The organism is Microvirga rosea (assembly GCF_020595095.1).
In the GTDB taxonomy this organism is placed as follows: domain Bacteria; phylum Pseudomonadota; class Alphaproteobacteria; order Rhizobiales; family Beijerinckiaceae; genus Microvirga; species Microvirga rosea.
The window spans coordinates 291,621-317,387 of sequence record NZ_JAJDOP010000001.1; the positions used below are offsets into that span (position 1 = coordinate 291,621).

26 protein-coding genes are annotated in these 25,767 nt (G+C 64.5%); 13 read left to right on the forward strand and 13 right to left on the reverse strand.

Features of this window, described 5'->3' with window-relative positions; all coding sequences use genetic code 11:
- Position 1: 1 nt before the first annotated feature.
- Complete coding sequence (locus tag LJD17_RS01385; protein WP_227382124.1) at positions 2-688, reverse strand: response regulator transcription factor; 687 nt, start codon at positions 686-688, stop codon at positions 2-4.
- 123 nt (positions 689-811) lie between these two features.
- Between LJD17_RS01385 and LJD17_RS01390 the strand changes: the two genes are divergently transcribed.
- Positions 812-1,345 carry a L,D-transpeptidase family protein gene (locus LJD17_RS01390; RefSeq protein WP_227382126.1) on the forward strand — a complete coding sequence of 178 codons (534 nt, stop codon included), beginning with the start codon at positions 812-814 and terminating at the stop codon, positions 1,343-1,345.
- A gap of 127 nt (positions 1,346-1,472) precedes the next feature.
- Positions 1,473-1,670 carry a YqaE/Pmp3 family membrane protein gene (locus LJD17_RS01395; RefSeq protein WP_227382129.1) on the forward strand — a complete coding sequence of 66 codons (198 nt, stop codon included), beginning with the start codon at positions 1,473-1,475 and terminating at the stop codon, positions 1,668-1,670.
- Between the two features lie 35 nt (positions 1,671-1,705).
- On the opposite strand, the gene LJD17_RS01400 is transcribed toward LJD17_RS01395, so the two are convergent.
- Both LJD17_RS01400 and LJD17_RS01405 read right to left on the reverse strand, forming a co-directional pair.
- Complete coding sequence (locus LJD17_RS01400) at positions 1,706-3,223, reverse strand: ABC-F family ATP-binding cassette domain-containing protein (RefSeq protein WP_227382131.1); 1,518 nt, start codon at positions 3,221-3,223, stop codon at positions 1,706-1,708.
- Positions 3,224-3,701: 478 nt separating this feature from the next.
- Entirely contained in the window at positions 3,702-3,893 is a 192-nt protein-coding gene (locus LJD17_RS01405; protein ID WP_227382133.1) for a hypothetical protein, read from the reverse strand.
- Positions 3,894-3,995: 102 nt separating this feature from the next.
- Here LJD17_RS01405 and LJD17_RS01410 point away from each other — a divergent pair, with 102 nt between their 5' ends.
- A complete protein-coding gene (locus LJD17_RS01410) occupies positions 3,996-4,922 on the forward strand; it encodes a LysR substrate-binding domain-containing protein (RefSeq protein WP_227382135.1) in 927 nt (308 codons plus the stop codon).
- Here LJD17_RS01410 and LJD17_RS01415 read toward each other — a convergent pair.
- Positions 4,919-5,620, reverse strand: a complete 702-nt coding sequence (locus tag LJD17_RS01415) for a YggS family pyridoxal phosphate-dependent enzyme (protein ID WP_227382137.1) — start codon at positions 5,618-5,620, stop codon at positions 4,919-4,921. The genes LJD17_RS01410 and LJD17_RS01415 overlap by 4 nt on opposite strands.
- A 124-nt stretch (positions 5,621-5,744) precedes the next feature.
- Here LJD17_RS01415 and leuS point away from each other — a divergent pair, with 124 nt between their 5' ends.
- Genes leuS through holA form a run of 3 tightly spaced genes read left to right on the forward strand, consistent with a single transcriptional unit; the run spans position 5,745 to position 9,911 of the window.
- Positions 5,745-8,363 carry a leucine--tRNA ligase gene (gene leuS, locus LJD17_RS01420; protein ID WP_227382891.1) on the forward strand — a complete coding sequence of 873 codons (2,619 nt, stop codon included), beginning with the start codon at positions 5,745-5,747 and terminating at the stop codon, positions 8,361-8,363.
- Positions 8,350-8,886 carry an LPS assembly lipoprotein LptE gene (gene lptE / locus LJD17_RS01425; RefSeq protein WP_227382139.1) on the forward strand — a complete coding sequence of 179 codons (537 nt, stop codon included), beginning with the start codon at positions 8,350-8,352 and terminating at the stop codon, positions 8,884-8,886. The genes leuS and lptE overlap by 14 nt, the downstream gene beginning before the upstream one ends.
- A gap of 5 nt (positions 8,887-8,891) precedes the next feature.
- Positions 8,892-9,911 (forward strand): DNA polymerase III subunit delta, encoded by a 1,020-nt coding sequence (holA, locus tag LJD17_RS01430; RefSeq protein ID WP_227382141.1) that lies wholly within the window; start codon positions 8,892-8,894, stop codon positions 9,909-9,911.
- Between the two features lie 43 nt (positions 9,912-9,954).
- Here the strand turns inward: holA and LJD17_RS01435 are convergent, their stop codons facing one another.
- The 5 genes from LJD17_RS01435 to mnmE all read right to left on the reverse strand — a co-directional run bounded on the left by LJD17_RS01435 (position 9,955) and on the right by mnmE (position 15,712).
- Positions 9,955-10,839, reverse strand: coding sequence for a ParB/RepB/Spo0J family partition protein (locus tag LJD17_RS01435; RefSeq protein WP_227382143.1), 885 nt, complete (start codon positions 10,837-10,839; stop codon positions 9,955-9,957).
- A 23-nt stretch (positions 10,840-10,862) separates the two neighbouring features.
- Positions 10,863-11,702, reverse strand: a complete 840-nt coding sequence (locus tag LJD17_RS01440) for a ParA family protein (protein WP_227382145.1) — start codon at positions 11,700-11,702, stop codon at positions 10,863-10,865.
- A complete protein-coding gene (gene rsmG, locus LJD17_RS01445; RefSeq protein ID WP_227382147.1) occupies positions 11,699-12,337 on the reverse strand; it encodes a 16S rRNA (guanine(527)-N(7))-methyltransferase RsmG in 639 nt (212 codons plus the stop codon). The genes LJD17_RS01440 and rsmG overlap by 4 nt, the downstream gene beginning before the upstream one ends.
- The gene (gene mnmG, locus LJD17_RS01450; RefSeq protein ID WP_227382149.1) at positions 12,328-14,214 is read right to left on the reverse strand and encodes a tRNA uridine-5-carboxymethylaminomethyl(34) synthesis enzyme MnmG; all 1,887 of its coding nucleotides are present in this window, start codon (positions 14,212-14,214) and stop codon (positions 12,328-12,330) included. Before mnmG ends, rsmG begins: the two co-directional genes overlap by 10 nt.
- 190 nt (positions 14,215-14,404) lie before the next feature.
- Complete coding sequence (gene mnmE, locus LJD17_RS01455) at positions 14,405-15,712, reverse strand: tRNA uridine-5-carboxymethylaminomethyl(34) synthesis GTPase MnmE (RefSeq protein ID WP_227382151.1); 1,308 nt, start codon at positions 15,710-15,712, stop codon at positions 14,405-14,407.
- Between the two features lie 96 nt (positions 15,713-15,808).
- On the opposite strand from mnmE, the gene LJD17_RS01460 reads away from it, so the two are divergent.
- Together LJD17_RS01460 and LJD17_RS23950 are read left to right on the forward strand one after the other, a co-directional pair.
- Positions 15,809-17,815, forward strand: coding sequence for a thioredoxin domain-containing protein (locus LJD17_RS01460; protein WP_227382153.1), 2,007 nt, complete (start codon positions 15,809-15,811; stop codon positions 17,813-17,815).
- Between the two features lie 83 nt (positions 17,816-17,898).
- Positions 17,899-18,021 carry a hypothetical protein gene (locus tag LJD17_RS23950; protein WP_264478270.1) on the forward strand — a complete coding sequence of 41 codons (123 nt, stop codon included), beginning with the start codon at positions 17,899-17,901 and terminating at the stop codon, positions 18,019-18,021.
- Between the two features lie 97 nt (positions 18,022-18,118).
- Here the strand turns inward: LJD17_RS23950 and rho are convergent, their stop codons facing one another.
- The 3 genes from rho to hemE all read right to left on the reverse strand — a co-directional run bounded on the left by rho (position 18,119) and on the right by hemE (position 21,084).
- Positions 18,119-19,384, reverse strand: coding sequence for a transcription termination factor Rho (gene rho, locus LJD17_RS01465; protein ID WP_227382156.1), 1,266 nt, complete (start codon positions 19,382-19,384; stop codon positions 18,119-18,121).
- 214 nt (positions 19,385-19,598) lie between these two features.
- A complete protein-coding gene (gene hemJ, locus LJD17_RS01470; RefSeq protein ID WP_227382158.1) occupies positions 19,599-20,024 on the reverse strand; it encodes a protoporphyrinogen oxidase HemJ in 426 nt (141 codons plus the stop codon).
- Positions 20,025-20,040: 16 nt separating this feature from the next.
- Entirely contained in the window at positions 20,041-21,084 is a 1,044-nt protein-coding gene (gene hemE / locus LJD17_RS01475; protein ID WP_227382160.1) for a uroporphyrinogen decarboxylase, read from the reverse strand.
- Positions 21,085-21,457: 373 nt separating this feature from the next.
- Here hemE and LJD17_RS01480 point away from each other — a divergent pair, with 373 nt between their 5' ends.
- Genes LJD17_RS01480 through dnaQ form a run of 5 tightly spaced genes read left to right on the forward strand, consistent with a single transcriptional unit; the run spans position 21,458 to position 25,096 of the window.
- The gene (locus LJD17_RS01480; protein WP_227382163.1) at positions 21,458-22,288 is read left to right on the forward strand and encodes a pyruvate, water dikinase regulatory protein; all 831 of its coding nucleotides are present in this window, start codon (positions 21,458-21,460) and stop codon (positions 22,286-22,288) included.
- A gap of 2 nt (positions 22,289-22,290) precedes the next feature.
- Positions 22,291-22,908 (forward strand): Maf family protein, encoded by a 618-nt coding sequence (locus tag LJD17_RS01485; RefSeq protein WP_227382165.1) that lies wholly within the window; start codon positions 22,291-22,293, stop codon positions 22,906-22,908.
- A gap of 10 nt (positions 22,909-22,918) precedes the next feature.
- Positions 22,919-23,764 (forward strand): shikimate dehydrogenase, encoded by an 846-nt coding sequence (locus LJD17_RS01490; protein WP_227382167.1) that lies wholly within the window; start codon positions 22,919-22,921, stop codon positions 23,762-23,764.
- The gene (gene coaE / locus LJD17_RS01495) at positions 23,761-24,387 is read left to right on the forward strand and encodes a dephospho-CoA kinase (RefSeq protein ID WP_227382169.1); all 627 of its coding nucleotides are present in this window, start codon (positions 23,761-23,763) and stop codon (positions 24,385-24,387) included. The genes LJD17_RS01490 and coaE overlap by 4 nt, the downstream gene beginning before the upstream one ends.
- Positions 24,380-25,096, forward strand: a complete 717-nt coding sequence (gene dnaQ, locus LJD17_RS01500; protein WP_227382171.1) for a DNA polymerase III subunit epsilon — start codon at positions 24,380-24,382, stop codon at positions 25,094-25,096. The genes coaE and dnaQ overlap by 8 nt, the downstream gene beginning before the upstream one ends.
- Before the next feature lie 43 nt (positions 25,097-25,139).
- On the opposite strand, the gene secB is transcribed toward dnaQ, so the two are convergent.
- The gene (gene secB, locus LJD17_RS01505) at positions 25,140-25,637 is read right to left on the reverse strand and encodes a protein-export chaperone SecB (protein WP_227382173.1); all 498 of its coding nucleotides are present in this window, start codon (positions 25,635-25,637) and stop codon (positions 25,140-25,142) included.
- Between the last annotated feature and the right edge of the window lie 130 nt (positions 25,638-25,767).

Consider the following 25,767-nt stretch of genomic DNA (forward strand, 5'->3'; position numbering starts at 1 on the left):
CTCAAGGAATCAACTTGTAGCCGCCGGGCTCGGTCACGAGAATGCGGGAATGGGACGGGTCGGTCTCGATCTTCTGGCGGAGCCGGTAGATGTGGGTTTCGAGGGTGTGGGTGGTCACGTTGGAATTGTATCCCCAGACCTCGGCCAGCAGGGTCTCGCGACCGACCACCGCCTGACCCGCGCGGTAGAGATAGCGCAGGATGGCGGTTTCCTTTTCGGTCAGCTTGAGCTTGGACCCTTTGTCGTTGGTGAGAAGCTTCGAGCCCGGGCGGAACGTGTAGGGACCGATCTGGAAAACCGCGTCCTCGCTGGCCTCGTACTGGCGAAGCTGCGCCCGGATGCGGGCGAGCAGCACGGCGAACTTGAACGGCTTGACCACGTAATCGTTGGCGCCCGCTTCGAGGCCCATCACGGTGTCGCTGTCGGACCCTTGCGCGGTGAGCATGATGATGGGGCTGCGAAAACCCTCCTGGCGCATGACCTTGACGGCTTCGCGCCCATCCATGTCGGGCAGTCCCACATCCATGATGACGAGGTCGATCCGGCCGGTTTTGGCCGCCTGCATGGCCTCGGTTGCGCTCGCCGCCGTCACGACGTGAAATTCATCATAGAGACCAAGCTGCTCGACAAGCGTGTCGCGCAGATCCTGATCGTCGTCGACGACGAGGAGACGGCTGGCATTCGACATGTCAAACCCTTTGGCGGATCACGCGACGGAAGGCACGTCCGCTTTTGCGGATGGTGAGCCTTGCCCTTAGACTAGTCATTCCCGACTTGACAACAAGGGGCAGGCCTGCCCCTTCCACTGCCCATGAAGCGCACCCGCGTCAACCTCATCGTCGTCCGCCGCTCACCCCTCGATCATCGCCGTGGGCGGTTGCAGGCCGGAAACCTGGTTCTTCCCTGCGCCCTCGGCCGGTCCGGAACCAGCCGGACGAAACGCGAAGGGGATGGCGCGTCGCCGGTTGGACGGTTCGCTCTCTTGCAAGGGTTTTACCGCGCCGATCACGGACCACGGCCCAGGTCGGGCCTGAAGCTGCGCCCCCTGCGGCGGCAGGACGGCTGGTCGGACGATCCCAGGGACCGGCGCTACAACCGGCTCGTCCCCCTTCCCTGCCCGACGAGCCACGAGAAGATGTGGCGCGAGGATCATCTTTACGACGTGGTTCTCGACATCGCCTGGAATCGGGGTCCGATCCGGCGCGGGCGCGGCAGCGCCATCTTTCTCCATCTCGCCCGTCCCGGCTTCACGCCCACGGAGGGCTGCGTGGCGGTTCACCCGAACATGATCCGCCGTCTTCTGGAACGCATCGGACCTCGCACGCGGATCGCGATCCGCGACTGAGGCCATGAGGCCTGGAGCGCCGTGAAGCCGAAACGTCTCTCCTGCCGCCCGGCACGATCTCGGCGCTTTGAAAGAAGGCTGGGCCGTTCCTATCTTCAGGAGGCATCCCATGAAAGGCTGAACCTGAATGCGCCTCCTGATTGCCTTGATCCTTCCCTGGCTGACCTTCTTCACCATCGGCCGGCCGTTCGCGGGACTGATCTGCCTGATCCTGCAAGTCACCATCATCGGCTGGCTTCCGGCGGCGTTTTGGGCGGTTTACGCGCTCAGCCAGTACAACACCGACAAGAAGATCGCCGCGGCTCTGCGGCAGGGCGGGCGCTAGAACCGTTTGACGGCCGCGCCCGCACCTCATGACGTCTACGCGGCCCCGAGAGCTGCGTAGAACTGGTTCGGAGACGAAATCTCCCTCGCCTTGCCGCCTTCGATCAGCAGGAAGCGCGTCCCGATGGTCTCGATGAACCGCCGATCGTGCGAGACCAGAAGACCGGTGGCGTTCGTCGCGAGGATCTCGTTCTCCAGCGCTTCCCGGCCGGGGATGTCCACGTGGTTCGTGGGTTCGTCCATCAGATAAACGTTGGGCTCCGTCAGGCGCAGGGCCAGGAGCCCGAGCCGCGCCCGCTGGCCCGGTGACATGACGCCGACCGGACGCTGCTGCTGCTCGATGGAAAAGCCCGCGCCCGCCAGCAGCGCCTTGCTGCGCTGATCTCCCAGCCGGAAAGCCGACAGGATGAAACCGAGCGGCGTTTCCTTCGCGGGAATCTGCGACAGGTCCTGGTCCGTATAGCCGAGAACGACGGTCGGGCTGACCCGAACGGCAGGATGCTTGTCGGGGTTGCGGACGGCCTCGTTCAACAGCCGCACGAACTGCGACTTGCCGACACCGTTGCGGCCGAGGATGACGATGCGATCCCCTTGCGCCACTTCGAGTTTGGGAACGACGAACAGGGGCTCGCCGCCGGGCTTCGTGACCGTGAGATTCGCAATCGTCAGAAGCACCCGCGCATGGGAGCCGCGCGTGGCGAGCTTCACCTCGCCGGGCCGGTCCTGATGCAGGCTCTGCAATCCTTCTTCCAGCGCATCGGCTCTCTTCTTGAGCTGCTTCGCCTTTGTGAGCGCCAGATCGCTGCCGCTGTTGATGCCCACGTTGCGCAGCTCGCCCGCATTGTCGCGCAGCCGCCTGATCTCCCGTTTGTCCTTTTCGTTCCGGTTCGCCTGCGCCGCATCCTGATCCGCAAGGAGCGGCCGGGCGCGACCGAACGGATGGGCGAACATGACCGAGGTTTCAGGGCGCAGAAACAGAGTCTTGGTGGTGCAGCCGTCGAGAAAGTCCCGGTCGTGACTGGCGATCACCACCGGAATCTGGCCCGCGGTTTCCCTGATCCAGCGTTCGAGAAGAAACAGCTTTTCAAGATCGAGATGATTGGTCGGCTCGTCCAGAAGCAGCGCGTCCGGTTCGCCGATCCAGGTGCGGGCGATCAGCGCCAGTCGTTGCCAGCCGCCGCTCAGGGCGCGGAGGGGCTGTTGACGCATGGCGTCCGGGGCTTCGAAATCGTCGAGGATGATGTCCGCACGCCATTCGTTGCCGTCACGATCGGCAGGCGCGAGGCCGCTCATGACGGCGTCGTGAAGCGTCATGTCGAGCAGAGTCTCCGGGACGTTTTGGGTCACGAAGCCGATTTTAAGTCCGCGCGAATGGACGATGTCGCCTTCCGTCGGTTCGGCGAGGCCTGCGAGGCAGCGAAGAAGGGTCGTTTTTCCCGATCCGTTGCCGGCCACGATACCGACGCGTTCGCGCTCGGTGATGGTGAGGGTCAGGTTGCGGAACAGGGGAGCCGGCGTGAGGACGGCAACATTGCGAAGGCTGATGGAGCCCATGATCGTATCTCATTTGAGTCGGCGCGGCGGCATGAGCCGGCGCGAAAGCATGAACGAAGCATTGGTCGCGCCGGCTTCGTTGAAAGCCTCGGGCGCGGAAAAAGCCGTTCAGAGCTGACCAGAATGAGCGGATGTCCTGGGACGCATGTCGGCGACATGCATGACGATCAAAAGTGTCCCGTCAGATCCGTGTCGTGGTCCGCCCTGCAACAAGCTGCTGCAGGGCCTGCCAGGGGCCGAACATGCGTAGATGCATCGCTTCACACATGCAGCCCTCCTGTGGTTGGTGTGGCGGATCGGCCGGACCTTAGCGGCTGGCCTGCGGATAGGCAAGTTCGTCACGACGGACGAAATGATGAAAGGGACGCGATGGGCTTTCCGCTCGGCGTGAGGTTCGTTGGGTCCGGCCAGGCAAGATCACGTTCGCTCATGCGCGAATAATCCTCTGCGGACAGCGCCGATCATGCCGACGGATTCTTTATCCATCATTCCGGAGCCATTGACGAACGAGGCGAGGATCGAGGCCGATGTCACGGATGAGGTGATCGCCGGCCGAAAGAAGTCGCTCCAGGTCCCGGCGCAGGCGCCGTTGCTTCCGGTCGGCTGCCCGGACTTCGTGAATATGGCGCCAGCGGGATCTCAGGACCGCCCATCCTCCAACCCGTTTCATACTGAACCTCCTGTTATCGGAGGTTATCCATTCTTCGCATGTTTACCGGAGCTTCAAACGGTTTATGCTCTCCTGTAGCTTGAGAAAAACTCATGTGATGCGATGTCCCGCCTTCCCTCCCTCAACGCCCTCAAGACCTTCGAGGCCGTCGCTCGCCTCGGCGGCATGAACGCGGCGGCGCGCGAGCTTTGCGTGACCGAAAGCGCCGTGAGCCGGCAGGTCCGGCTTCTGGAGACGGAGCTGGGCCTTCCCCTGTTCAGGCGCGTCCACCGGGGTCTGGTTCTCACCGCCAAAGGACAGGAGCTGGCGGCCACCTTGCGGGACGTGTTCGGGCTGCTGGCATCGGGAGTCGAGCGGCTGACCAGGCCGGCCGAGCGCCTGACGGTTCGCTCGCCGCCCACATTCGGCATCCGCTGGCTGATGCCGCGTCTTCCCCGCTTCGAGGCCCTTCATCCCGGCTGGAAAGTGGAAATCAACATCACGTGGCATGACATCCGACCCGATACCCTCACGCACGACGTCGGCATTCGCTGCGGCCCCGGTACCTGGCCGTCGAAGTGCATCACGCCTCTGATGGTCGAACGGCTGACGCCGGTCTGTTCTCCCCGGCTTCTCGAGACGTGGCCCCTGACACGATCGACAGCGGATCTCGGACGCGCGCCCCTCCTCCACTGCTCCTGCCCGGGAGGCGATTGGCTGCGGTGGGCGAGGGCATGGGGCGGCGAGCCTTTCAGCGTCGACCGGGGAGAAACCTTCGACATGCTCGATCTTGCCTTGCGTGCGGCGGAAGCCGGCCGCGGCATCGCCATGGCGGATCTGACGATGATCGAAGATGACTTGGCGCTCGGGCGCCTCGTGGCGCCCTTTGTCGATAGGGTCGTGCCCGGAGAGGCTTACGTCTTCGTCCAGCCCGACCCGGAGCGCGACTCGCCGCTGGCCCGTGCTTTTGGAGAGTGGCTGGCGGAGGAGGCAAGGAGGCCGCAGGCGGACATCCCGCGGAGCATTGCAGTTCCAGAAATGGCGATCTAGCCGGCCTCTCCGGATGAAGCAGCCGGCTTCGGACGCATCCCGAAAATCGCGCTGCCGACCCGAACATGGGTGGCGCCCATCTGGATCGCCGCATCGTAATCGGCGCTCATGCCCATGGAGAGCACTTTGAGATCGTTGCGCTTCGCGATGGCGTTGAGGAGCGCGAAATGCGGCGAGGGCGGGTCCTCGGCGGGCGGGATGCACATCAGGCCCTCAATGGTCAGGCCGTATTTCGTGCGGCAGGCCTCGATGAACGCGTCCACTTCTGCGGGTGCGACCCCGCCCTTCTGCGGCTCTTCCCCGGTGTTCACCTGGACCAGAAGGCGGGGAGTGCGTCCCTGCTTGGCGATTTCCTTCGCCAGGGCTTCGGCCAGGGACGGACGATCGACAGTATGGATCACGTCGAAGAGCTGAACCGCTTCCTTGGCCTTGTTGGATTGCAGCGGACCGATGAGGTGCAGTTCGGCATCCGGATAGGCCTCCCGCAATGCGGGCCACTTGGCCTTGGCTTCCTGAACGTAGTTCTCGCCGAAGATCCGCTGGCCTGCGGCCAGGACCGGCGCGATATCCTCGGCCGGAAAGGTCTTGGACACGGCCACGAGGGTCACCGAGGACGGATCACGGCCGTAATCGGCGGCGGCGCGGGCGATGTTCGCCCGGACCTCTTTCAAGTGCTCGACGGGGGTGGTGTCGCTCATATGAGTCCTCTGCACGGCATTCCCGCGCGCGAAGCCGTTGACCGCGCGGATGAGCTGTGTCCTAGTCCGCCCCAACCCTGCGGCGCAAGCCGCGTCTTTCATGAATGACGGTGTGACGAGAAAAATGAGGCCGGAGCGCTACAACGCCAAGGAAGCCGAACCGAAATGGCGGAAGGTCTGGAACGACCGCGATCTGTTCAGGACCCGGAACGAAGATCCGCGCCCGAAATACTACGTGCTCGAGATGTTCCCCTATCCGTCGGGGCGCATCCATATGGGCCACGTGCGCAACTATACGATGGGCGACGTGGTGGCCCGCTACAAGCGCGCCAGGGGCTTCAACGTTCTCCATCCCATGGGCTGGGACGCCTTCGGCATGCCGGCCGAGAACGCCGCCATGCAGAACAAGGTCCACCCCAAGGAATGGACCTACGCGAATATCGCCACCATGCGCGGCCAGCTGCAATCCATGGGCCTGTCCCTCGACTGGAGCCGCGAGATCGCGACCTGCGATCCGAGCTACTACAAGCACCAGCAGCGCATGTTCCTGGATTTCCTGGAAGCGGGCCTCGTCGATCGCAAGACCGCCAAGGTGAACTGGGATCCGGTGGATCACACGGTGCTCGCCAACGAGCAGGTGATCGACGGGCGCGGCTGGCGTTCGGGCGCCCTGGTCGAGCAGCGCGAGCTGACCCAGTGGTTCCTGAAGATCACCGATTTCGCCGAAGACCTGAACAGCCGGCTCGATACCCTCGACCGTTGGCCCGAAAAGGTGCGCCTGATGCAGCGCAACTGGATCGGTCGCTCGGAAGGGCTGCTGGTCCGCTTCGCCCTGCGTCCCGAAACGGCGCCGAACGGCGAAACGGAGCTCGAAATCTATACCACGCGTCCCGACACGCTCTTCGGCGCGAAGTTCATGGCGGTGGCGCCCGACCATCCGCTGGCGAAGGCCGCGGCCGATAAGAACCCGGAGCTCGCCGCCTTCATCGAGGAATGCAAGCATCTGGGCACCGCGCAGGAAGCGATCGACAAGGCCGAGAAGCTCGGCTTCGATACCGGGATCCGGGCGGAGCATCCGTTCGATCCGAGCTGGACCCTGCCGGTCTACGTGGCGAACTTCATCCTGATGGAATACGGCACGGGCGCCATCTTCGGCTGTCCCGCGCACGACCAGCGCGACCTGGATTTCGTCAACAAGTACGGCCTGGGCAACACGCCCGTGGTCTGTCCGCCCGATGTGGATCCGGAGAGCTTCGTCATCACCGATACGGCTTATGACGGCGACGGCCGGTTGATTCATTCCCGCTTCCTCGACGGAATGACCATTCCGGAAGCGAAGGAAGAAGTTGCCCGCCGGCTGGAAAGCCAGACACGCAACAACCGGCCGGTGGCCGAGCGCAAGGTGAATTTCCGCCTGCGCGACTGGGGCATCTCGCGCCAGCGCTATTGGGGCTGTCCCATTCCGGTGATCCATTGCGATGCCTGCGGCATCGTGCCGGTCCCGAAGAACCAGCTGCCGGTGACCTTGCCGGAGGACGTGTCCTTCGACGTGCCCGGCAATCCGCTCGACCGGCACCCCACATGGAAGCATGTGGATTGCCCGCAATGCGGCGGGAAGGGACGGCGCGAGACCGACACCATGGACACCTTCGTGGATTCGTCCTGGTACTTCGCGCGCTTCACCGATCCGACCCTGACGGATCGGCCGACCGACAAGGCGGTGGTCGATCGCTGGCTGCCGGTGGATCAGTATATCGGCGGCATCGAGCACGCGATCCTGCACCTGCTTTATTCGCGCTTCTTCACCCGCGCCATGTCGCGGACCGGCCATGCGGGGCTCGACGAGCCGTTTGACGGCCTGTTCACGCAAGGCATGGTGGTGCACGAGACCTATAAGGATCAGGCCGGCGCCTGGGTGCTGCCCAGCGACGTGCGCATCGAGAGCGAAGGCGGCACCCGCCGCGCCTTCGACGTGAATACCGGCGCACCGGTCGAGATCGGCTCCATCGAAAAGATGTCGAAGTCGAAGAAGAACACGGTGGATCCGGACGAGATCATCGCCTCCTACGGAGCCGACACCGCCCGCTGGTTCATGCTCTCGGATTCACCGCCGGAACGCGACGTGATCTGGACGGAAGAAGGCGTGCAGGGCGCCGCGCGTTTCGTTCAGCGCGTCTGGCGCCTGATCTCGGAACTGGCGGACCGGGCCGCGCCGGACGGAGCAGCCGCCGAAGGTCCCTTGGGGCAGGCGGTCCGCAAGGCCGCTCACAAGGCCTTGGCCGCGGTGGAAGAGGATGTGGAACGCCTGCGCTTCAACCGCTGCGTCGCCCATCTCTACGAGTTCGCCAACACCTTGCAGGATATGCTCACCCGGGCGAAAGCCGCCGAGGAACTGGGCCTGTCGGGAGCGTTCCGGGAAGCGGCCCGGATCTTCGTTCAGCTCCTGGCGCCGATGATGCCGCATCTGGCGGAGGAATGCTGGGCGACGCTGGGAGAAACCGGCCTCGTCGCAGAGGCTGCGTGGCCCGATGTGGAGCGTGCGCTTCTCGTCGAGGAAACGATCACCCTGCCGGTGCAGGTCAACGGCAAGAAGCGCGCCGACGTGACGATTGCGCGCGATGCCGATCAGGCCTCCATCGAAGCGGCCGTGCTCTCGCTCGACGCCGTGCAAAAGGCTATGGAGGGCAAGTCCGCCCGCAAGATCATCGTCGTCCCACAGAGGATCGTGAATGTCGTCGCTTAACCTGAAGGGCCTTGCCCGTCTCGCTGTCGTGGCAGGCCTGACTCTCGGCCTGTCCGCCTGTTTCCGTCCTCTCTATGGCCCGACAGCCTCGGGCGAATCGCTTCAGACCGTTCTCGCCTCCATCGAGGTGCCGGAGCTGAAATGGGCCGACCAGCAGGCCCGGGTGGGGCATTACCTGCGCAGCGAGATCATCTACGCCCTCAACGGCTCGGGACAGGATCTTCCGAAGCGTTATGTGCTGGCGCTGTCGCTCGGCCAGTCCATTCAGACGCCCATCGTCGACACCGTGACCGGACGGGCGCAGACGGCCACCATCGTGGGCAACCTGACCTACACGCTCACGACCAAGGACGGCTCGAAGACCCTGACGACCGGCACGGCCACGTCCTACGCCACCTATGAGCGCTTCCCGCAGCGCTTCGCCACCGTCCGCGCCGCGCGCGATGCGGAGATCAGGCTCGCGAAAGCGCTTGCGGATCAGGTCAAGACCAGACTCGCCATGGAGCTGGCGACGGCCAGCTGACGGCCATGGTGGCGATCAAGGCCGGCGATGTGGAGGGAGTTCTCCGGCGCCCCAATCCGGGCATCGGGGTCTTCCTGTTCTATGGCCCGGACGTGGGCCTCATCAACGAGCGGGCGCGCGCCTTGGCGGAGCGCTCGGTCGAGGATCCGGCCGATCCGTTTCAGCTCATCCGCCTCGACGGCGACGACATTGCCGCCGATCCGGCGCGCCTCGCGGACGAAGCCGGGACGATGGGGCTGTTCGGCGGCAAGCGGGCCCTCTGGATCAAGGCCACGTCGCGCAATCTTGCGCCTGCGGTGGATCTCGTCCTGAAAGGAAAGCCACAGGACACGGTCATCGTCATCGAAGGCGGCGATCTCGCCAAATCCGCCCCGTTGCGTACCCTTTGCGAGAAATCGCAGAACGCCCTTGCTCTGCCCTGCTATGCGGATTCGGGCCGCGACCTCGGAACGGTGGTGGACGATGCCCTGAAGAGCGGGGGCTTCACGATCGGCCGGGACGCCCGGACAGTTCTTCTGGCCAGCCTCGGCGGCGACCGGCTCGCCACCCGCGGCGAATTGGCGAAGCTGATGCTCTACGCCCACGGCAAGCGCGAGATCACCCTTGAGGACGTGGACGCGATCCTCAGCGACGTGTCGAGCCTCGCCATGGATGCGGTGGTGGATGCGGCTTTCGCCGGCCAGGGAACCGACCTGGAAACCGGCTCGCGGCGTCTGGCGGCGGAGGGCGTCAGCGCCTCGACCGTTCTCGGGGCGGCCCTGCGCCATGCCTTGATGCTTCTGACGGCCCGCCTGAGTATCGAGGACGGAAAACCGGCCAGCGCCGTGGTCGAAGGCATGCGCAGCCTGCATTTTCGCCGCAAGCCCCTGGTCGAGCGCCACCTGCAGCGCTGGACCTCGGAAAGCCTCAAGCAGGCGATTGCCCAGCTTCAGGCCGCTCTGCTGGATACCCGTCGCCTGTCCGGCCTCGACCATGTGGTGACCGCCAAGACTCTCCTCGATATCGCCCGGGCCGCGCGCCGCTGAGGCTTCGTTGCGGGCGCTCGGACACGGTCGGCGTCAGCCGCCCCTACCCGGCCGGATTGAGCCGGCGGCACAAACCATCGAGCTGCTCGAGGGTCTTGTAACGGATGCGCAGCTCGCCCCCTTGGCCCTTGTGATCGATGGCGACCGTGAGGCCGAGAACATCCTGCAAGGCGCGCTCGAGGGCGCGGGTGTCGGGATCCTTCTCGGGCTTGACCTTGGCGGTCTTCGTTTCGAGCTTCGCCGGCGTCGATTGATCGGTCTGCGCGATCTCCTCCACCTGCCGGACGCTCAAGCCCTGGTCCAGGATTTTCTTGGCGGTGGCGACCGGGTCCTTCACGGCCAGAAGAGCCCTGCCGTGGCCGGCGGTGATCTGGCGGCTGACCAGAAGCGTCTTCACCGGCTCCGGCAGATCGCTCAGCCGCATCATGTTGGCGATGTGGCTGCGGCTCTTGCCGATGACTTTGGACAACTTGTCCTGCGTGTACGAAAACTCGGCCATCAGGCGCGAATAGCCTTGTGCTTCTTCGATCGGGTTGAGATCGGCGCGCTGGACGTTTTCAAGAATCGCGTATTCCAGGGATGTCTTGTCGTCGATGTCGACCACGACCACCGGCACATCGTGAAGTCCCGCGACCTGGGCGGCGCGCCAGCGGCGCTCGCCGGCCACGATCTCATAGGCGTCGGGCGTCTTCGGAACGGCCCGGACCACGATGGGCTGGATGATGCCGCGATCCTTGATCGATTGCGACAACTCCTGAAGCTCGCTGTCCGCGAAATGCTTACGCGGGTTGCGCGGGTTGGGCCGCAGGAACGCAACCGGCACCTTACGCTGGCCACGCCCGCGTTCGACAACGCCGATCTCGTCCCCGACCTCGCCGATCAGGGCGGCAAGTCCTCGTCCCAAGCGCGGCTTCGTTTCTTCGGCCATGATGCCCTCTTCAGGTTCTTGGTTCAGGCGGCGCGCAGGGCGCGCTCGCGTTGGATGATTTCGGAAGCCAGGCGCAGATAGGCCTGCGAGCCAGCGCATTTGAGATCGTAGAGGAGGACCGGCTTCCCGTGGGACGGTGCTTCGGACACGCGCACGTTCCGTGGGATCATGGTTTCATAAACCTTGTTGCCCATGAACTGCCGCACGTCGGCCACGACCTGTCCCGACAGGTTGTTGCGCGGGTCGAACATGGTCAGCACGACCCCATGGATGGTCAGTTGCGGGTTGAGGGCGGAACGGACCTGCTCGACGGTCTTCAGAAGCTGGCTGAGGCCTTCCAGCGCGAAAAATTCGCATTGGAGCGGGACCAGAACGGCGTCAGCAGCCGTTAAGGCATTGATGGTCAGAAGATTAAGCGAAGGTGGGCAATCGATCAGCACATAGGTAAATGGATCGCTTACCTCAGACGTCATCAATGTTCTAATAGCACTGCGGAGCCGGTGCGCCCGGTCCCGCTCGCTCGCGATCTCCAATTCGACGCCCAGAAGGTCCAGGGTTGACGGCGCGACGAACAGACGAGGCACGACGGTCTCGGTGATGGCGCTCTCCAGGGACACTTCCCCCGTCAGCACGTGATAGGTCGAGACGCTCCGGCTCTTGCGGTCGATCCCCAAACCGGTCGAGGCATTACCCTGAGGGTCGAGATCGATGATCAGCACCTTCTCGCCGATCGCCGCGAGAGCGGTGCCGAGATTGATGGCGGTGGTCGTCTTGCCGACTCCACCCTTTTGATTGGCGAGGACCAAAACCCGTGGCTGGGCCGGTTGCGTTCCCAGGTCGGATCCGCTGCGGTCGCTGGTCATGACAGGCTCTCAATGGAGGAAATGCGAAGGATCCTGGCCTCGGAATCGGTTCGGCTGGGCAGGATATCCAGATCGAACTTCCATGATTTTCGTGCTTGGGTCAATTCAACCTCGACGTCCCGGCCCTTGGGGAAGAGGCCGATTGTCCCCGCTTTCAACAAAGGCGATGTCCAGTCCAAAAGCTGATCGAGGGCCGCGAGCGCCCGCGCCGACACCACATCGGTCTTGCCGACAAATGTGGGAACAACCGTTTCCAGCCGCGCCTCATGAACCTTGGCCTTGGCGCCGGACAGGCGGACGATATGCCGGAGGAAAGCGCATTTGCGGGAATTGCTCTCGACGAGATGGACCTCGAGGCCCTGTTCGATCCCGGCAATGGCCAGAACCAGACCCGGAAAGCCTGCCCCCGATCCGAGGTCGAGCCAGGTTCGGGCATGGGGCGCCAGGGACAGGAGTTGAAGCGAATCGACGATGTGCCTGTCCCAGATCCGGTCCAGGGTACCGGGCCCGACCAGGTTCTTGATCGCTTGCCAACGCCTCAGCTCGCTTTCCAGCATGGCGAGCTTGTCCGATGTTTCACGTGAAACATCGAAGAGCCTGAGAGCTTCCTGGGCGCCGGATGCGGTCACTGCCATGCCTCCGACTCCGCCATTGCGGCGCGGGCCGACGCCCGCTTGGCATGAGCCGCCAGGAGCGTCAGCGCCGCCGGCGTAACGCCCTCGATGCGCGCCGCCTGCCCCAGCGTCCGAGGCCGGACACGGGCGAGCTTGGCCTTGATCTCGTTGGACAACCCGGAGAGCGCCTGGAAGTCGAAACCGTCTTCCAGAACGATCCCTTCATCTCGGCGATAGGCCGCGATATCGGCCTTCTGCCGGTCGAGATAAACCGCATAGGTGGCATCGGTCTCAAGGCGTTCCCGAACCGTCGACGGCACGCAGGAGAGCTCCGGCCAGAGGGCGATCAGCTCCGACCACCCGATGAGCGGATAGGACAGGAGTTGAAAGGCGCTGCGCCGAATCCCGTCCTGGTTCAGCTCCAGCCCGCGACGGGCCGCCTCGACGGGCGTAATGCTCAATGCCTGAAGCTGCTCCGCCGTGCGCCGAAGCTCTTCACGACTCGCCCGGAAATGCTCCTCGCGGCGGCTGCCTACACACCCGATCTCCAGCCCCTTGCCGGTCAGCCGCTCGTCGGCATTGTCGATCCGCAGGCTGAGCCGATACTCGGAGCGGGACGTGAACATCCGGTAGGGCTCGCTCACCCCTCGGGTAATCAGATCGTCCACCAGGACGCCGATATAGGACTCCGCCCGGTCGAACACCACGGCGTCCTGCCCGGCAGCGCGCCGGGCCGCGTTGATGCCCGCCACCAGGCCTTGCGCGGCGGCTTCTTCATACCCGGTGGTGCCATTGATCTGTCCCGCCAGGAACAACCCTGCCACCGCCTTGGTCTCAAGTCCCGCATTCAGACTGCGCGGATCCACGTAATCGTACTCGATCGCGTAACCCGGCTGGAGCATCCGCACGCGCTCCAGACCGGGGATTGCCGCCAGGAGTCCGACCTGTACGTCCTCCGGCAAGGAGGTGGATATCCCGTTGGGATAAACAGTGATGTCGTCCAGGCCTTCCGGCTCGAGAAAAATCTGATGGCCGTCCCGGTCACCGAACCGCACGACCTTGTCCTCGATCGACGGGCAATAGCGCGGTCCCGTGCTCTGGATGTCGCCAGAATACATCGGCGCCCGGTGCAAATTCGCCCGGATCAGCGCATGGCCCGCCGCAGTCGTGCGGGTAATGCCGCATTCGATCTGCGGGGTGGTAATGCGGGTCGTCAGGGCCGAGAATGGAACCGGCTCGTCATCCGCGGCCTGCTTGTCCACCGAGGCCCAGTCGATGGTCCGACCATCGAGGCGCGGCGGCGTTCCGGTTTTCAAACGTCCCAGGGCAAAGCCCAGCCGGGCAAACGTCTTCGGTAATCCGAGGGACGGGCGCTCGCCCATACGACCGGCCGGGATCTTGCGTTCGCCGATATGGATCAACCCGGACAGGAACGTGCCGGTGGTCAGCACCACGGCCCCAGTGGCCAGAACCCGCCCGTCGGCGAGGGCGACGCTGGCCACGCGCCCTTCGACGATCAGAAGATCGTCCACCTCCCCTTCGACGATCGTCAGGTTCGGGGTCGCCAGGAGTTCCGCCTGCATGGCGCGGGCATAAAGCTTGCGGTCCGCCTGCGTCCGTGGCCCACGGACGGCCGGGCCCTTGCGGCGGTTCAGCAGACGGAACTGGATTCCGGCCCGATCGGCCACCCGGCCCATGACGCCGTCGAGGGCGTCGATCTCACGGACCAGATGACCTTTGCCGAGACCCCCGATGGCGGGGTTGCAGGACATCGCCCCGATTGTCGCCAGCTTATGCGTGACGAGAGCCGTCCGGGCACCCATGCGGGCAGCCGCAGCCGCGGCCTCCGCTCCTGCGTGGCCTCCGCCGACAACGATTACATCGAAAGGTCGAGTCATGTCCTTCTCCGGAGCTGGCCTGTAGGACGTTCGAAACCGAAGGTCAAAAGGGCAAATTGTTTCACGTGAAACATCGGCCGCCGTTCACAGCCGCTCACAGGCTACCCACAGGTTCTCAGACCAGTTTTCAGCCGATTCTCCAAGAGGTCTTTTGGACCACCGCACGACCACACATCATGGTTTCCAAGCGCTATTTTCCGATGCAGAAGCTCGAAAACAGCCGGTCGAGCACATCTTCCACATCGACCCGGCCGGTAATTTCCCCCAAGGCCCGCGCCGCCAGACGTACCTCTTCGGCTACCAGTTCCACCGGCCCACGGATTTTGAGCAAGCCGATCGCCGAACCGACACCCCGATGGGCCCGTTCCATGGCGCGCCGATGCCGCTCCCGCGTCAGAAGGGGATCCGCCTGGCCCATGCTGGCCTCCGCCGTCTCCGCGAGACGCGCGATCAGCTCCGCCATCCCCTCCCCGCTCGTCGCGGAAATCATGAGGTCGCAATCGTGACGGTTCCGATTCAAATCCGCCTTGGTCCCGACACGCAGCACCTGCCGCGCCGCCGGCGGCACCTCGGCACCCTCGGGCGGAACAAGCCAGAGCACCAGATCGGCCTTCTCGGCGCGGGCGCGGGCGCGGGACACACCCTCCTGCTCCACAAGATCGACGCTATCCCGCAATCCCGCCGTATCCACGATCACAACCGGAAGACCCTGAAGGTCGCAGTGAACCTCCAGAACGTCCCGGGTCGTTCCGGCGATCGGCGACACGATGGCCACGTCCCGCCGCGCCAGAGCATTGAGCAACGTGGACTTGCCCGCATTGGGCGGACCGGCCAGCACAACCGTCAAACCGTCCCGCAGCCGCTCGCCGCTCCGGTTGGCAAGGGTGGTCTCCAAGGACCGGTGGAGCGTCTCGAGCCGCTGCGCCACATCCCGCTCGAGATCCTCCGGAACATCGCCCTCGTCCGAGAAATCGAGGCTCGCCTCCAAAAGCGCGAGAGCCCGCAGAATATCCTCGCGCCAACCCTCGGCGGTTCGGCCGAGATGCCCCTCGAGCTGGGACAGCGCCTGCCGCCGTTGCGCCTCGGTTTCCGCGTCGATGAGATCGGCGAGTCCCTCCACCCGGCTCAGATCCATGCGCCCATTGAGAAAAGCGCGCCGGGTGAATTCTCCGGCCTCGGCCGCACGGGAATCCTTCATGGAGCCGAGGGCCTTGAGCACCGCCGCCCGGGTCGCCAGACCGCCATGGATATGAAGCTCCGCCTGATCCTCTCCGGTAAAACTCTCGGGGCCGGGCATCCAGGCGATCAGGGCCTCGTCCAAGGGCATGCCGTTCGCCGGGTCGCGCAGGGTCCGCAGCACCAGCCGCCGCGGCGCCGGCACACCGCCGGCCATCGTTTCGAGAATGAATCGACTTTGCGGACCGCTGATCCGGACCACGCTGATGGCGGCGCGTCCATAACCGGATGCCGGAGCAAAGATGGTATCGTCGGAACGCATGCGCATGAACCTTGGTGGACGCTAACGCTTTAAGTCTCGGGCTGCCGGTTTAAGCCAAACCGATCCTGGCCGCCCAAGATCCGTGGAGAGACCCTCATGAACCGCCTGAAAGACGCCAGCTCTCCCTATCTCCTCCAACACAAGGACAATCCTGTCCATTGGTGGGAATGGGGGCCGGAGGCTTTTGCGGAGGCGACCCGCCTCGGGCGACCCGTACTGATCTCCATCGGCTATGCCGCCTGCCACTGGTGCCACGTGATGGCGCATGAGAGCTTCGAGGACCCTGCGGTCGCTGCGGTCATGAACGAGCTTTTCATCAATATCAAGATCGACCGGGAAGAGCGGCCCGACGTCGACCACATCTACATGAGCGCCCTCCACCTTCTCGGCGAGCAGGGCGGCTGGCCGCTCACCATGTTCCTGACCCCGCAAGGCGAGCCTTTCTGGGGCGGCACCTATTTTCCGAAGGAGCCTCGCTTCGGTCGTCCCGGCTTCGTCCAGGTCATGCGGGAGATCGCCCGGATCTATCGGGCGGAGCCGGAGCGGGTGGCCAAGAACGCAACGGCCTTGAAGGAGCATCTGGCGCAGAGCGCGGAAGCCGGCGGGGAGGGACTGACCCTCGCCGATCTCGACCAGCTCGGATCCCGCCTCGTGGGCGTGATGGATCCGGTGAACGGCGGCCTTCAGGGGGCACCGAAATTCCCGAACCCGCCGATCCTCGAATATCTGCTGCGCTATGCCCACCGGAGCGGCAACCACCAAGCTCGGCACAGCTTTCATCTCTCTCTCGAACACATGGCGCTCGGGGGCATCCACGATCATCTCGGCGGCGGATTTGCCCGCTATGCGGTCGACGACCGCTGGCTCGTGCCGCATTTCGAGAAGATGCTCTACGACAACGCACAGCTTCTGGAGCTCTATGCCCTCGCCTATGCGGAAACCGGCCGGGCCCTTTTTCGGGACGCCGCGCACGGCATCGTCGCCTGGCTCGAGCGGGAGATGGTGACCCCGGACGGTGCCTTCGCCGCAAGTCTCGATGCGGATTCCGAGGGCGAGGAGGGCCGATTCTACGTCTGGACCCTGGACGAGATCCGGGAGGTGCTGGGCGACGATGCGGATCTTTTCGCCAAGGTCTATGACGCCACCGCCGAGGGGAACTGGGAAGGGCATGTGATCCTCAACCGCCTCGTGTCGGAGGAAGCGCCGCCCGCCGTCGAGGAACGGCTGGCTCCCCTGCGCGACAAGCTCCTCGAGCGCCGGGCAACCCGGGTTCGCCCGGGCCTCGACGACAAGGTGCTGGCCGACTGGAACGGGCTGATGATCGCGGCTCTTGTGCGGGCAGCCCCCCTCCTCGATCGGACGGATTGGCTGCAGCCGGCGCAGCGGGCCTACCGGTTCATCCGCGAGACCATGAGCCGCGACGGGCGCCTCGGCCATTCCTGGCGCGGTGGCTCCCTGATCTATCCCGGCTTCGCCCTCGACCACGCGGCCATGATGCGCGCGGCGCTGGCGCTGTTCGAGGCGACCGGTGAAAACACCTACCTCACCGATGCCGTCGGCTGGCGCGACATCCTGAGCGAGGAATTCATGGTACCGGAAACCGGCCGCTTGGCCATGACCGCCAAAGGGGCGGACCCCCTCGTGGTCAGGCCGCAGCCGAGCCATGACGACGCCGTGCCCAACGCCAACGGCGTCTTCGCGGAAGCGCTGGTCCGCCTGGCGCAGATCACGGGCACGAGCGCCGATCGGGACAGGGCGGAAGCGGTGCTGACGAGGCTGGCGGCAATCGCCCGGGAAGCCCCCCTCGGGCATACGTCGATCCTCAATGCCCTCGACCTTCATCTGCGCGGCTTGAGCATCCTGGTGACCGGCGAAGGATCGGAGGCCCTGCGGGAGGCCGCTCTTCGCCTGCCGTACCTGGAACGCAACATTCATGTGCTGCGCTCGGGCGAAGCCTTGGAACCCGATCATCCGGCGCAGGCCCTTGCGGCTTCCAGTGACGGTCCGCAGGCCCTGATCTGCGCTGGCATGCGCTGCTCGCTTCCGGTCCGGGACCCGGACGCCCTGGTTGCCGAGGCAAGGGAGTTCACCCTCCGGACCTGACGCAAGGCGGAGCCTTTGCGGATGTTCACCGGCCAGGACGGCCCGGTCCTATCGGTCCTCTCCATGGGGGGCACGAGAGTCGGGTGCTCGAGGATCGAATGATGTTCTTCTTTTTCTCGAACCGGCTCGGCTGCCTCGGATCCGTCCTGGTTTCCGCCGTCCTGACCGTTCTGCTGCTCTGGCTGATGGGCGTTCTGGGATCGTAAGGTCTCGACCATGAAAAACCCCACCCTCGTGTACCGAGGGCGGGGCATGGTCTTGGATGGGATGAAGCGCCGGGGATTCGATGACCGGGGTCCCCGGTCAGGTATTCATGGAATCGAAGAACTCGGCGTTCGACTTGGTCTGCCGCAGCTTGTCGAGCAGGAACTCGATCGCGTCCACGGTTCCCATCGGATTGAGGATGCGCCGGAGCACGTACATCTTCTTGAGGGTGTCGGCCGGAACCAGCAGCTCCTCCTTGCGGGTGCCGGAGCGGGTGATGTCGATGGCCGGGAAGGTGCGCTTGTCGGCGACCTTGCGGTCCAGAATGATTTCCGAGTTACCGGTGCCCTTGAACTCTTCGAAGATCACCTCGTCCATGCGCGAGCCGGTGTCGATCAGCGCCGTGGCGATAATGGTGAGCGAGCCGCCTTCCTCGATGTTGCGCGCGGCGCCGAAGAAGCGCTTCGGGCGCTGCAGGGCATTGGCGTCGACACCACCGGTGAGCACCTTGCCGGAGGACGGCACCACCGTGTTGTAGGCCCGGCCCAGGCGGGTGATCGAGTCGAGCAGGATTACCACGTCGCGGCCGTGCTCCACGAGGCGCTTCGCCTTCTCGATCACCATCTCGGCGACCTGCACGTGACGGGAGGCCGGCTCGTCGAAGGTGGAGGCGACGACCTCGCCCTTCACCGAGCGCTGCATGTCGGTCACCTCTTCGGGCCGCTCGTCGATGAGCAGCACGATCAGGTAGCATTCCGGATGGTTCGTGGTGATCGACTGCGCCACGTTCTGCATCAGCACGGTCTTACCCGTGCGGGGAGGCGCGACGATCAGGGCGCGCTGGCCCTTGCCGATCGGCGACACGATGTCGATGATACGGGAGGAAAAATCCTTGCGGGTCGGATCGTCGATCTCGAGCTTGAAGCGCTCGGACGGGAAGAGCGGCGTCAGGTTGTCGAAATGCACCTTGTGCCGGATCTTCTCGGGATCCTCGAAATTGATGGTGTTGACCTTGAGCAGCGCGAAATAACGCTCGCCTTCCTTGGGGCCGCGAATCGGGCCGTCCACCGTGTCGCCGGTGCGCAGGCCGAAACGGCGGATCTGGGACGGGGAGACGTAGATGTCGTCCGGGCCCGGCAGGTAATTGGAATCGGCGGAGCGAAGAAAGCCGAATCCGTCCTGCAGCACCTCGACGACACCGGCGCCGATGATCTCGACCTCACGGGCGGCAAGCTGCTTGAGGATGGCGAACATGAGCTCCTGCTTGCGCATCGTGCTCGCGTTCTCGACCTCAAGCTCCTCCGCGAAGGCGATCAGCTCGGTCGGGGTCTTGGATTTCAGATCTTGAAGTTTGATTTCCCTCATCGGGGAACACTCTCGGGGTAGGGTTCGCGGTCAGGTCACCTGAGCGCGTGGGGAGATTAAGGGGAACGTTCGACAGGGCCACCCAGTTCACGAACCGCGACTTGAAGAGCCTGAAGGCCCGGTGCAGCGCAACCTGTCTTGAAGGGGAAGAGAACTCTTATCTAACCTTTTTCCGTCTCCGCCTCAAGCCCCATGAGGGACTAAACCGGAAGATTTAGAACGGTTTCACGATCACCAGGATGACGATGCCGATCATCAGGACGGTCGGGATCTCGTTGATCATCCTGTAGAATTTGGCCGGGCGCTGATTTTGGTCCGCGGCGAAGATTTTTACCGTCTTCGACAGGAATCCGTGAACGCCCGACAAAATCAGCACGAGCAGGAATTTGGCGTGGAACCAGCCGGAGGTCATCCACCCCCCCTGCCAGACCAGGATGAGACCGAGGATCCAGGTGACGACCATCGCCGGATTGATGATCGCCTTCAGGAGACGGCGCTCCATGATCTTGAAGGTCTCGGATTGGATCGAGTCCTTGGGGACGTCGCAATGGTAGACGAACAACCGGGGCAGGTAGAGCATACCGGCCATCCAGCTGATGACGGCGATCACGTGAAACGCCTTGATCCACAGATAGGCCATGGTTGTCCCTGTCCTCTCAAGCGGCAGTGCCGCGCACGCGGGCAATCAGTTCGGCCACGTGGTCGATGGGTGTTTCGGGCAGGATCCCATGCCCGAGATTGAAGATATGCGGCCTGCCCCGCACGGATGACAGGATGTGATCCACCCCGCGCTGCAGCGGCTCGCCGCCCGCGATCAACGCCAACGGATCGAGGTTTCCTTGCGTTGCGACCTGCCCCGGCAGATGCGGCAGGATCATCGCCGGATCGAGCGTCCAGTCGAGCGCGAGCGCGTCGCCGACCCCGGCCGAGGCGAAACGGTGAAGATGGGCACCGCCGCCGCGGACGAAAACGATCGCCTTGGCTTGCGGCCGTGCCTCCTTCAGTCCGGACACCATGCGGCGGATCGGGTCGAGGGACAAGCGGTCGAACAGAGCCGGGGGAAGCGCCGCCCCGAAGCTCTCGAAAATCTGCACCGCCTCGGCGCCCGCGTCGATCTGGCGGATCAGATAGGCGGTCGAGGCCCGGACCAGGATATCGATGAGCCGGTCCATGAAGGCCGGATCGCGGTAGGCGGTCAGCCGGGCCGGCGCTTGGTCCGGCGTGCCCTTGCCGGCGATCATGTAGCTCGCCACCGTCCAGGGCGCCCCGCAGAAGCCCAGAAGGGTCGTCTCCGGCGGAAGGGACCGGGTGAGCCGGTCCAGGGTCTCGAAGACCGGCTCCAGCCGCGACAGCGGAAGGTCGTCAGCAAGCCGCGAAAGATCCGCCTCGGTGGTGATCGGGTCGAGCTTCGGGCCCTCGTTCTCGACGAACCTGACGTCCTGCCCGAGGGCATGGGGAATGACCAGGATGTCGGAGAACAGGATCGACGCATCGAAGCCGAAGCGGCGGATCGGCTGAAGGGTGACTTCCTCTGCAAGCCTCGGTGTGTAGCAAAGATCGAGAAACGACCCTGCCTGCTTCCGGGTCTCCCGGTATTCGGGAAGGTAGCGGCCCGCCTGACGCATGATCCAGATCGGCAAGGGCCAGACCGGTTCGCCTTCGAGAACACGCAGGATCGCTTTGGTAGGACGCTCGCTCACAAGGCCTCTCTTAAAATTAAATTCTTAGAATCGAGAATCTGTTGTTTCTCTTGGGCCGTGAATCGTAAAGCCGCAAGTCCGTCCACAGATGGTCCACATATCGCTTCGCGTTAACGATCCGTTTACGAGTAGGGCGGCCTCGCCACAATCGTTTCCGAATTCTTAAAGCTTAACAAATCCCTAACGGATTACCGCAGCCGGATCGGCCAGCCTCGCCAGGTGATTCGTGCCTGATTCTCCCAAAACCCCGACTGAAGACTCGCACACGGAAGAGGAATGTTGATGGGAAGAACCGTTACTCACAGGCCCCCGCCCTGGACCTTGTCCGCCGGGCGAACTATCCACATTCATCGACTCCTTCTCGGAGGCCCCTGTGGGACGCAGCTATTTCCACCTCCACCTCGTGTCCGACTCCACCGGCGAGACCCTGATCACCGTCGCCCGGGCGGCGGTGGCGCAATATGAAGGTATCGCGGCGATCGAGCATGTGTATCCGCTGGTCCGCTCCACGACCCAGCTCGAGCGGGTGCTGTCGGAAATCGAGGCCGCGCCCGGCATCGTTCTCTACACCCTGGTGGAACAGGACCTCGCGACGCGCCTCGAAGAGGTCTGCCGCACGACCGGATCCCCTCACCTCTCCGTTCTGGAGCCGGTCCATTCCCTGCTGTCGTCCTATCTGGGCGCGCATTCCACCGCCCGTCCGGGTGCTCAGCACATGCTCAATGCGGAATATTTCAAGCGCATCGACGCAATGAACTTCACCCTCCTCCATGACGACGGCCATTTGCCCCACGATCTGGAGGAGGCGGATGTCATTCTCCTCGGGGTCAGCCGCACGTCCAAGACGCCGACGGCGGTCTATCTGGCTAATCGCGGCATGAAGACCGCCAACATCCCGCTGGTTCCGGGCGTTCCCCCGCCGACCGTCCTGGAGGCAACCCGCAAGCCCCTCATCGTCGGCCTGGTGGCGACGCCCGAGCGCATCGTCCAGATTCGCCAGAACCGGCTTCTCAGCCTCAATGCCGACGACGACACGGCCTATGTGGACCGGGAAGCCGTGGCGGAGGAGATCGCTGCCTCGAGACGGTTGTTCGCCCGGCACAACTGGCCGGTGATCGACGTCACCCGGCGGTCCATCGAGGAAACGGCGGCCGCCATCCTCGATCTTTATCGCGACCATCGGTTGCGCTTCATCGCGGAATAGCCATGCCCTCCCTCTGGACAGCCGAAGCGCCTCTTCTCCTCGCCTCCACCAGCCGGACGCGACTGACCCTTCTGGTGAGCGCCGGATTGCCGGTCGAAACGCAAAGCCCGGACGTGGACGAGCGCGCGGTCGAGCGCGCCGCCGCCGCCGAGGCGCTGGTGCCCTCCGCCCTTGCCCTGCGGCTCGCCACGGAAAAGGCGCTGGCGGTCAGCCGACGCCATCCCGAGCGGCTGGTGATCGGCGCCGATCAGGTGCTCGCGTGCGGAGACGACGTCTTCCACAAGCCCGCCGACCGGGACGCCGCCCATGACCATCTCACGCGGCTCGCGGGCCGGACCCACGCGCTCCACTCCGCCGCCATCCTGGCCCAGGACGGCAAAGCCGTGGAGACGATGGTCGACACGGCCCATCTCACCATGCGGCCCTTGGACGAAACGGCCCTCGACAATTATCTCGACCTCGCGGGACCGGACGTGTGGTCGAGCGTCGGCGCCTATCAGCTGGAGGGCCTCGGGATTCACCTGTTCGACCGGGTCGAGGGAGATCACACGACAATCCTCGGACTGCCCCTCATGCCCGTCCTGGCGGCGCTGCGCCGCCGGCACGTCCTGTCGTTCTGAAGGACCGTTCATGACAAAGGCATTCATCGCCGGGCATCCGATCAAGCATTCGCGCTCGCCGCTGGTCCACGGGTACTGGCTGGAACGGTACGGGCTCGGCGGATCCTATGAGCGGCTGGACATCGCGCCCGCGGATTTCCCGGCTTTCGTGCGCGACTTCGCGGCCCGGGGCTTTGCCGGTGGAAATGTCACGATCCCCCACAAGGAAACCGCCTACCTGGCTGCCGACCGGAGAACCGAACGGGCCGAAAGGCTGAAGGCCGTCAATACCTTATGGGTCGAGAACGGTCTCGTGTGGGGCGATAACACGGATGTGCTCGGCTTCATGGCTCATCTCGACCAAAGCTTGGGGCAGGGCTGGGAACAGTCTGTGGATACCGTGCTGGTCATCGGGGCCGGGGGCGCGGCCCGCGCCGTCGTGGCGGGGCTCCAGGATCGTCCGGTGGGGCAAATCCTCGTGGCGAACCGCACGCCTGCCAAGGCCGACGAGTTGGCCCGGGACCTCGACAGGGGGCCGGGAACGGTCCGGTCCCTGCCCTGGGACACCATCGGAGAGGTTCTTCCGTCGGTCGATCTCATCGTCAACAGCACCTCCCTCGGCATGGCGGGCCAGCCGCCGCTCGACCTGGATCTGCGGGCGGCGCGGTCCCGAGCGATCGTCGCCGACATCGTCTATGTCCCGTTGAAGACCCCGCTTCTGGCCGCCGCCGAGGCCCAGGGCCTGCGGGTTGTCGACGGTCTCGGCATGCTGCTGCACCAGGCCGCTCCGGGCTTTGCCCGATGGTTCGGCGTCACCCCGGAGGTCACGCCGGATCTGCGGGCCCTGATCGTCTCCGACATCGAGAAGACCCCATGACCTTCGTGCTTGGGCTCACCGGCTCCATCGGCATGGGAAAATCGGCGACCGCCGGTCTCTTCCGGCGCCTCGGCGTACCCGTTCACGATGCGGACGCGGCCGTTCACGCCCTTTATGCCGGCCGCGCCGCGCCGTTGATCGAAAAGGCGTTTCCGGGAACCGTCATGGGCGGTGTCGTCGACCGCCCCCGCCTCGCAGCCACCGTTCTGGCCGATCCGGAGCGGATGAGGGCCCTCGAGGCCATCGTGCATCCCCTGGTGCGCGAGGAGGAACAAGCGTTCCTGCGCCGCGTGTCGCCCCTGGAGCCCCTGGCGGTTCTCGATATTCCGCTCCTGTTCGAAACCGGAGGCGAGACTCGCTGCGATGCCGTGCTGGTGGTGACAGCGCCGGAAACGGTCCAGCGGGCGCGGGTTCTTGCGAGACCCGGCATGACGCAGGATACGTTCAGGACGATCCTGGCCAAGCAGATGCCGGATTCAGAAAAGCGGGCAAAAGCCCATTTCCTTGTTGATACCGGCCGCGGATTTCCTTCGGCCGAAGCTCAGGTTCGGGGTATCGTGGCCTGTCTCGCGGGACGGCCCGGGCGCTTCAGCCTGAGACGGAGTGTTGAACAGCATGCGTGAAATCGTTCTCGATACCGAAACCACCGGCACCGAACATGCCAAGGGCGACCGGGTGGTCGAAATCGGCTGCGTCGAGCTCTTCAACCACATCCCGACGGGACGGTCGTACCACGTTTACATCAACCCCGAGCGCCCGATGTCCGAAGGCGCCTATGCGGTCCACGGGCTGAGCGATGAATTTCTGGCGGACAAACCCGTCTTCGCCGCCATCGTGCAGGATTTCATGGATTTCGTCGGTGACGGGCGTCTGGTGATCCACAACGCGGCCTTCGACGTGGGCTTCCTCAATGCGGAGCTTGCCCGGACCGGCCATAAGCCGTTTTCCCTCGCCGATGCGGTAGATACGCTGTCCCTCGCCCGCCGCAAGCATCCGGGCGCGGCCAACAACCTCGATGCCCTGTGCGCCCGCTACGGGATCGACAATTCGAAGCGGACCAAGCACGGGGCGCTTCTCGACGCGGAAATCCTGGCCGAGGTCTATATCGAGCTCATCGGCGGCAAGCAGGTCGGGTTCGATCTCGACATGCAGCCGGCCCGGGCCTTCGGGCGCGGGGCCGATAAGGGAGCGGCCGCACCCCGGGAGGCGCGGCCGCGTACGATGATCACCCGTTTGACCGATGCCGAGCGAGCCGCTCACGAGGCCTTTATCCAGACCCTGGGCGGCACGCCGCTCTGGCGGGACTATCTTGGCGAAACTCCCGCCGAATAGGCCAAAGACCTAAATCCTTTCCTTGGGAAAGGATTTAGTTTCCTCAGGAAAGAATTTGCCCGCTGCTGCCCTGGGCCGCCTGAACTTCGGCGGCGCGCTGGCGGTAGAGGGCCACGAAATCGATCGGATCGATGTAAAGGGGCGGGAAGCCACCGTTGCGCACGGCCTCGGCGACAATCTGCCGGGCGAACGGGAACAGCAGGCGCGGGCACTCGATCATCACGACGGGATGGATCTGGTCCTGCGGGATGTTCTGCACCCGGAACACACCCGAATAGGTGAGCTCGAAGGCGAACAGCACGTCCTTGCCGCCGACCTTGGCATCGCCTTCCAGGGTCAGATCGACCTCGAAATCGGCCTCTGCCAGCTGCTTGGCGTTGACGTTGACCTGCAGGTTGATCTGCGGACCCTCGTTCTGCGGCTGCAGGGAACGGGGGGCGTTCGGGTTCTCGAAGGAGAAGTCCTTGCAGTACTGGGCGAGCGCGTTCAGGGACGGCATGGTGCCTTCCTGCGCTCCGTTGTTTGCCGGATTGTCGGCCATGGTGTGATGCTCCCAAGAGAAGAGAAGGCGAATATGTCGGTGGGGCCCGCCGGTGCGCTTCTGCGAGGCGCGAAATCCAGCAACGCCGTGGATCTTCGCGCTACCATGCTTCACTCTCACGAACAAGTTT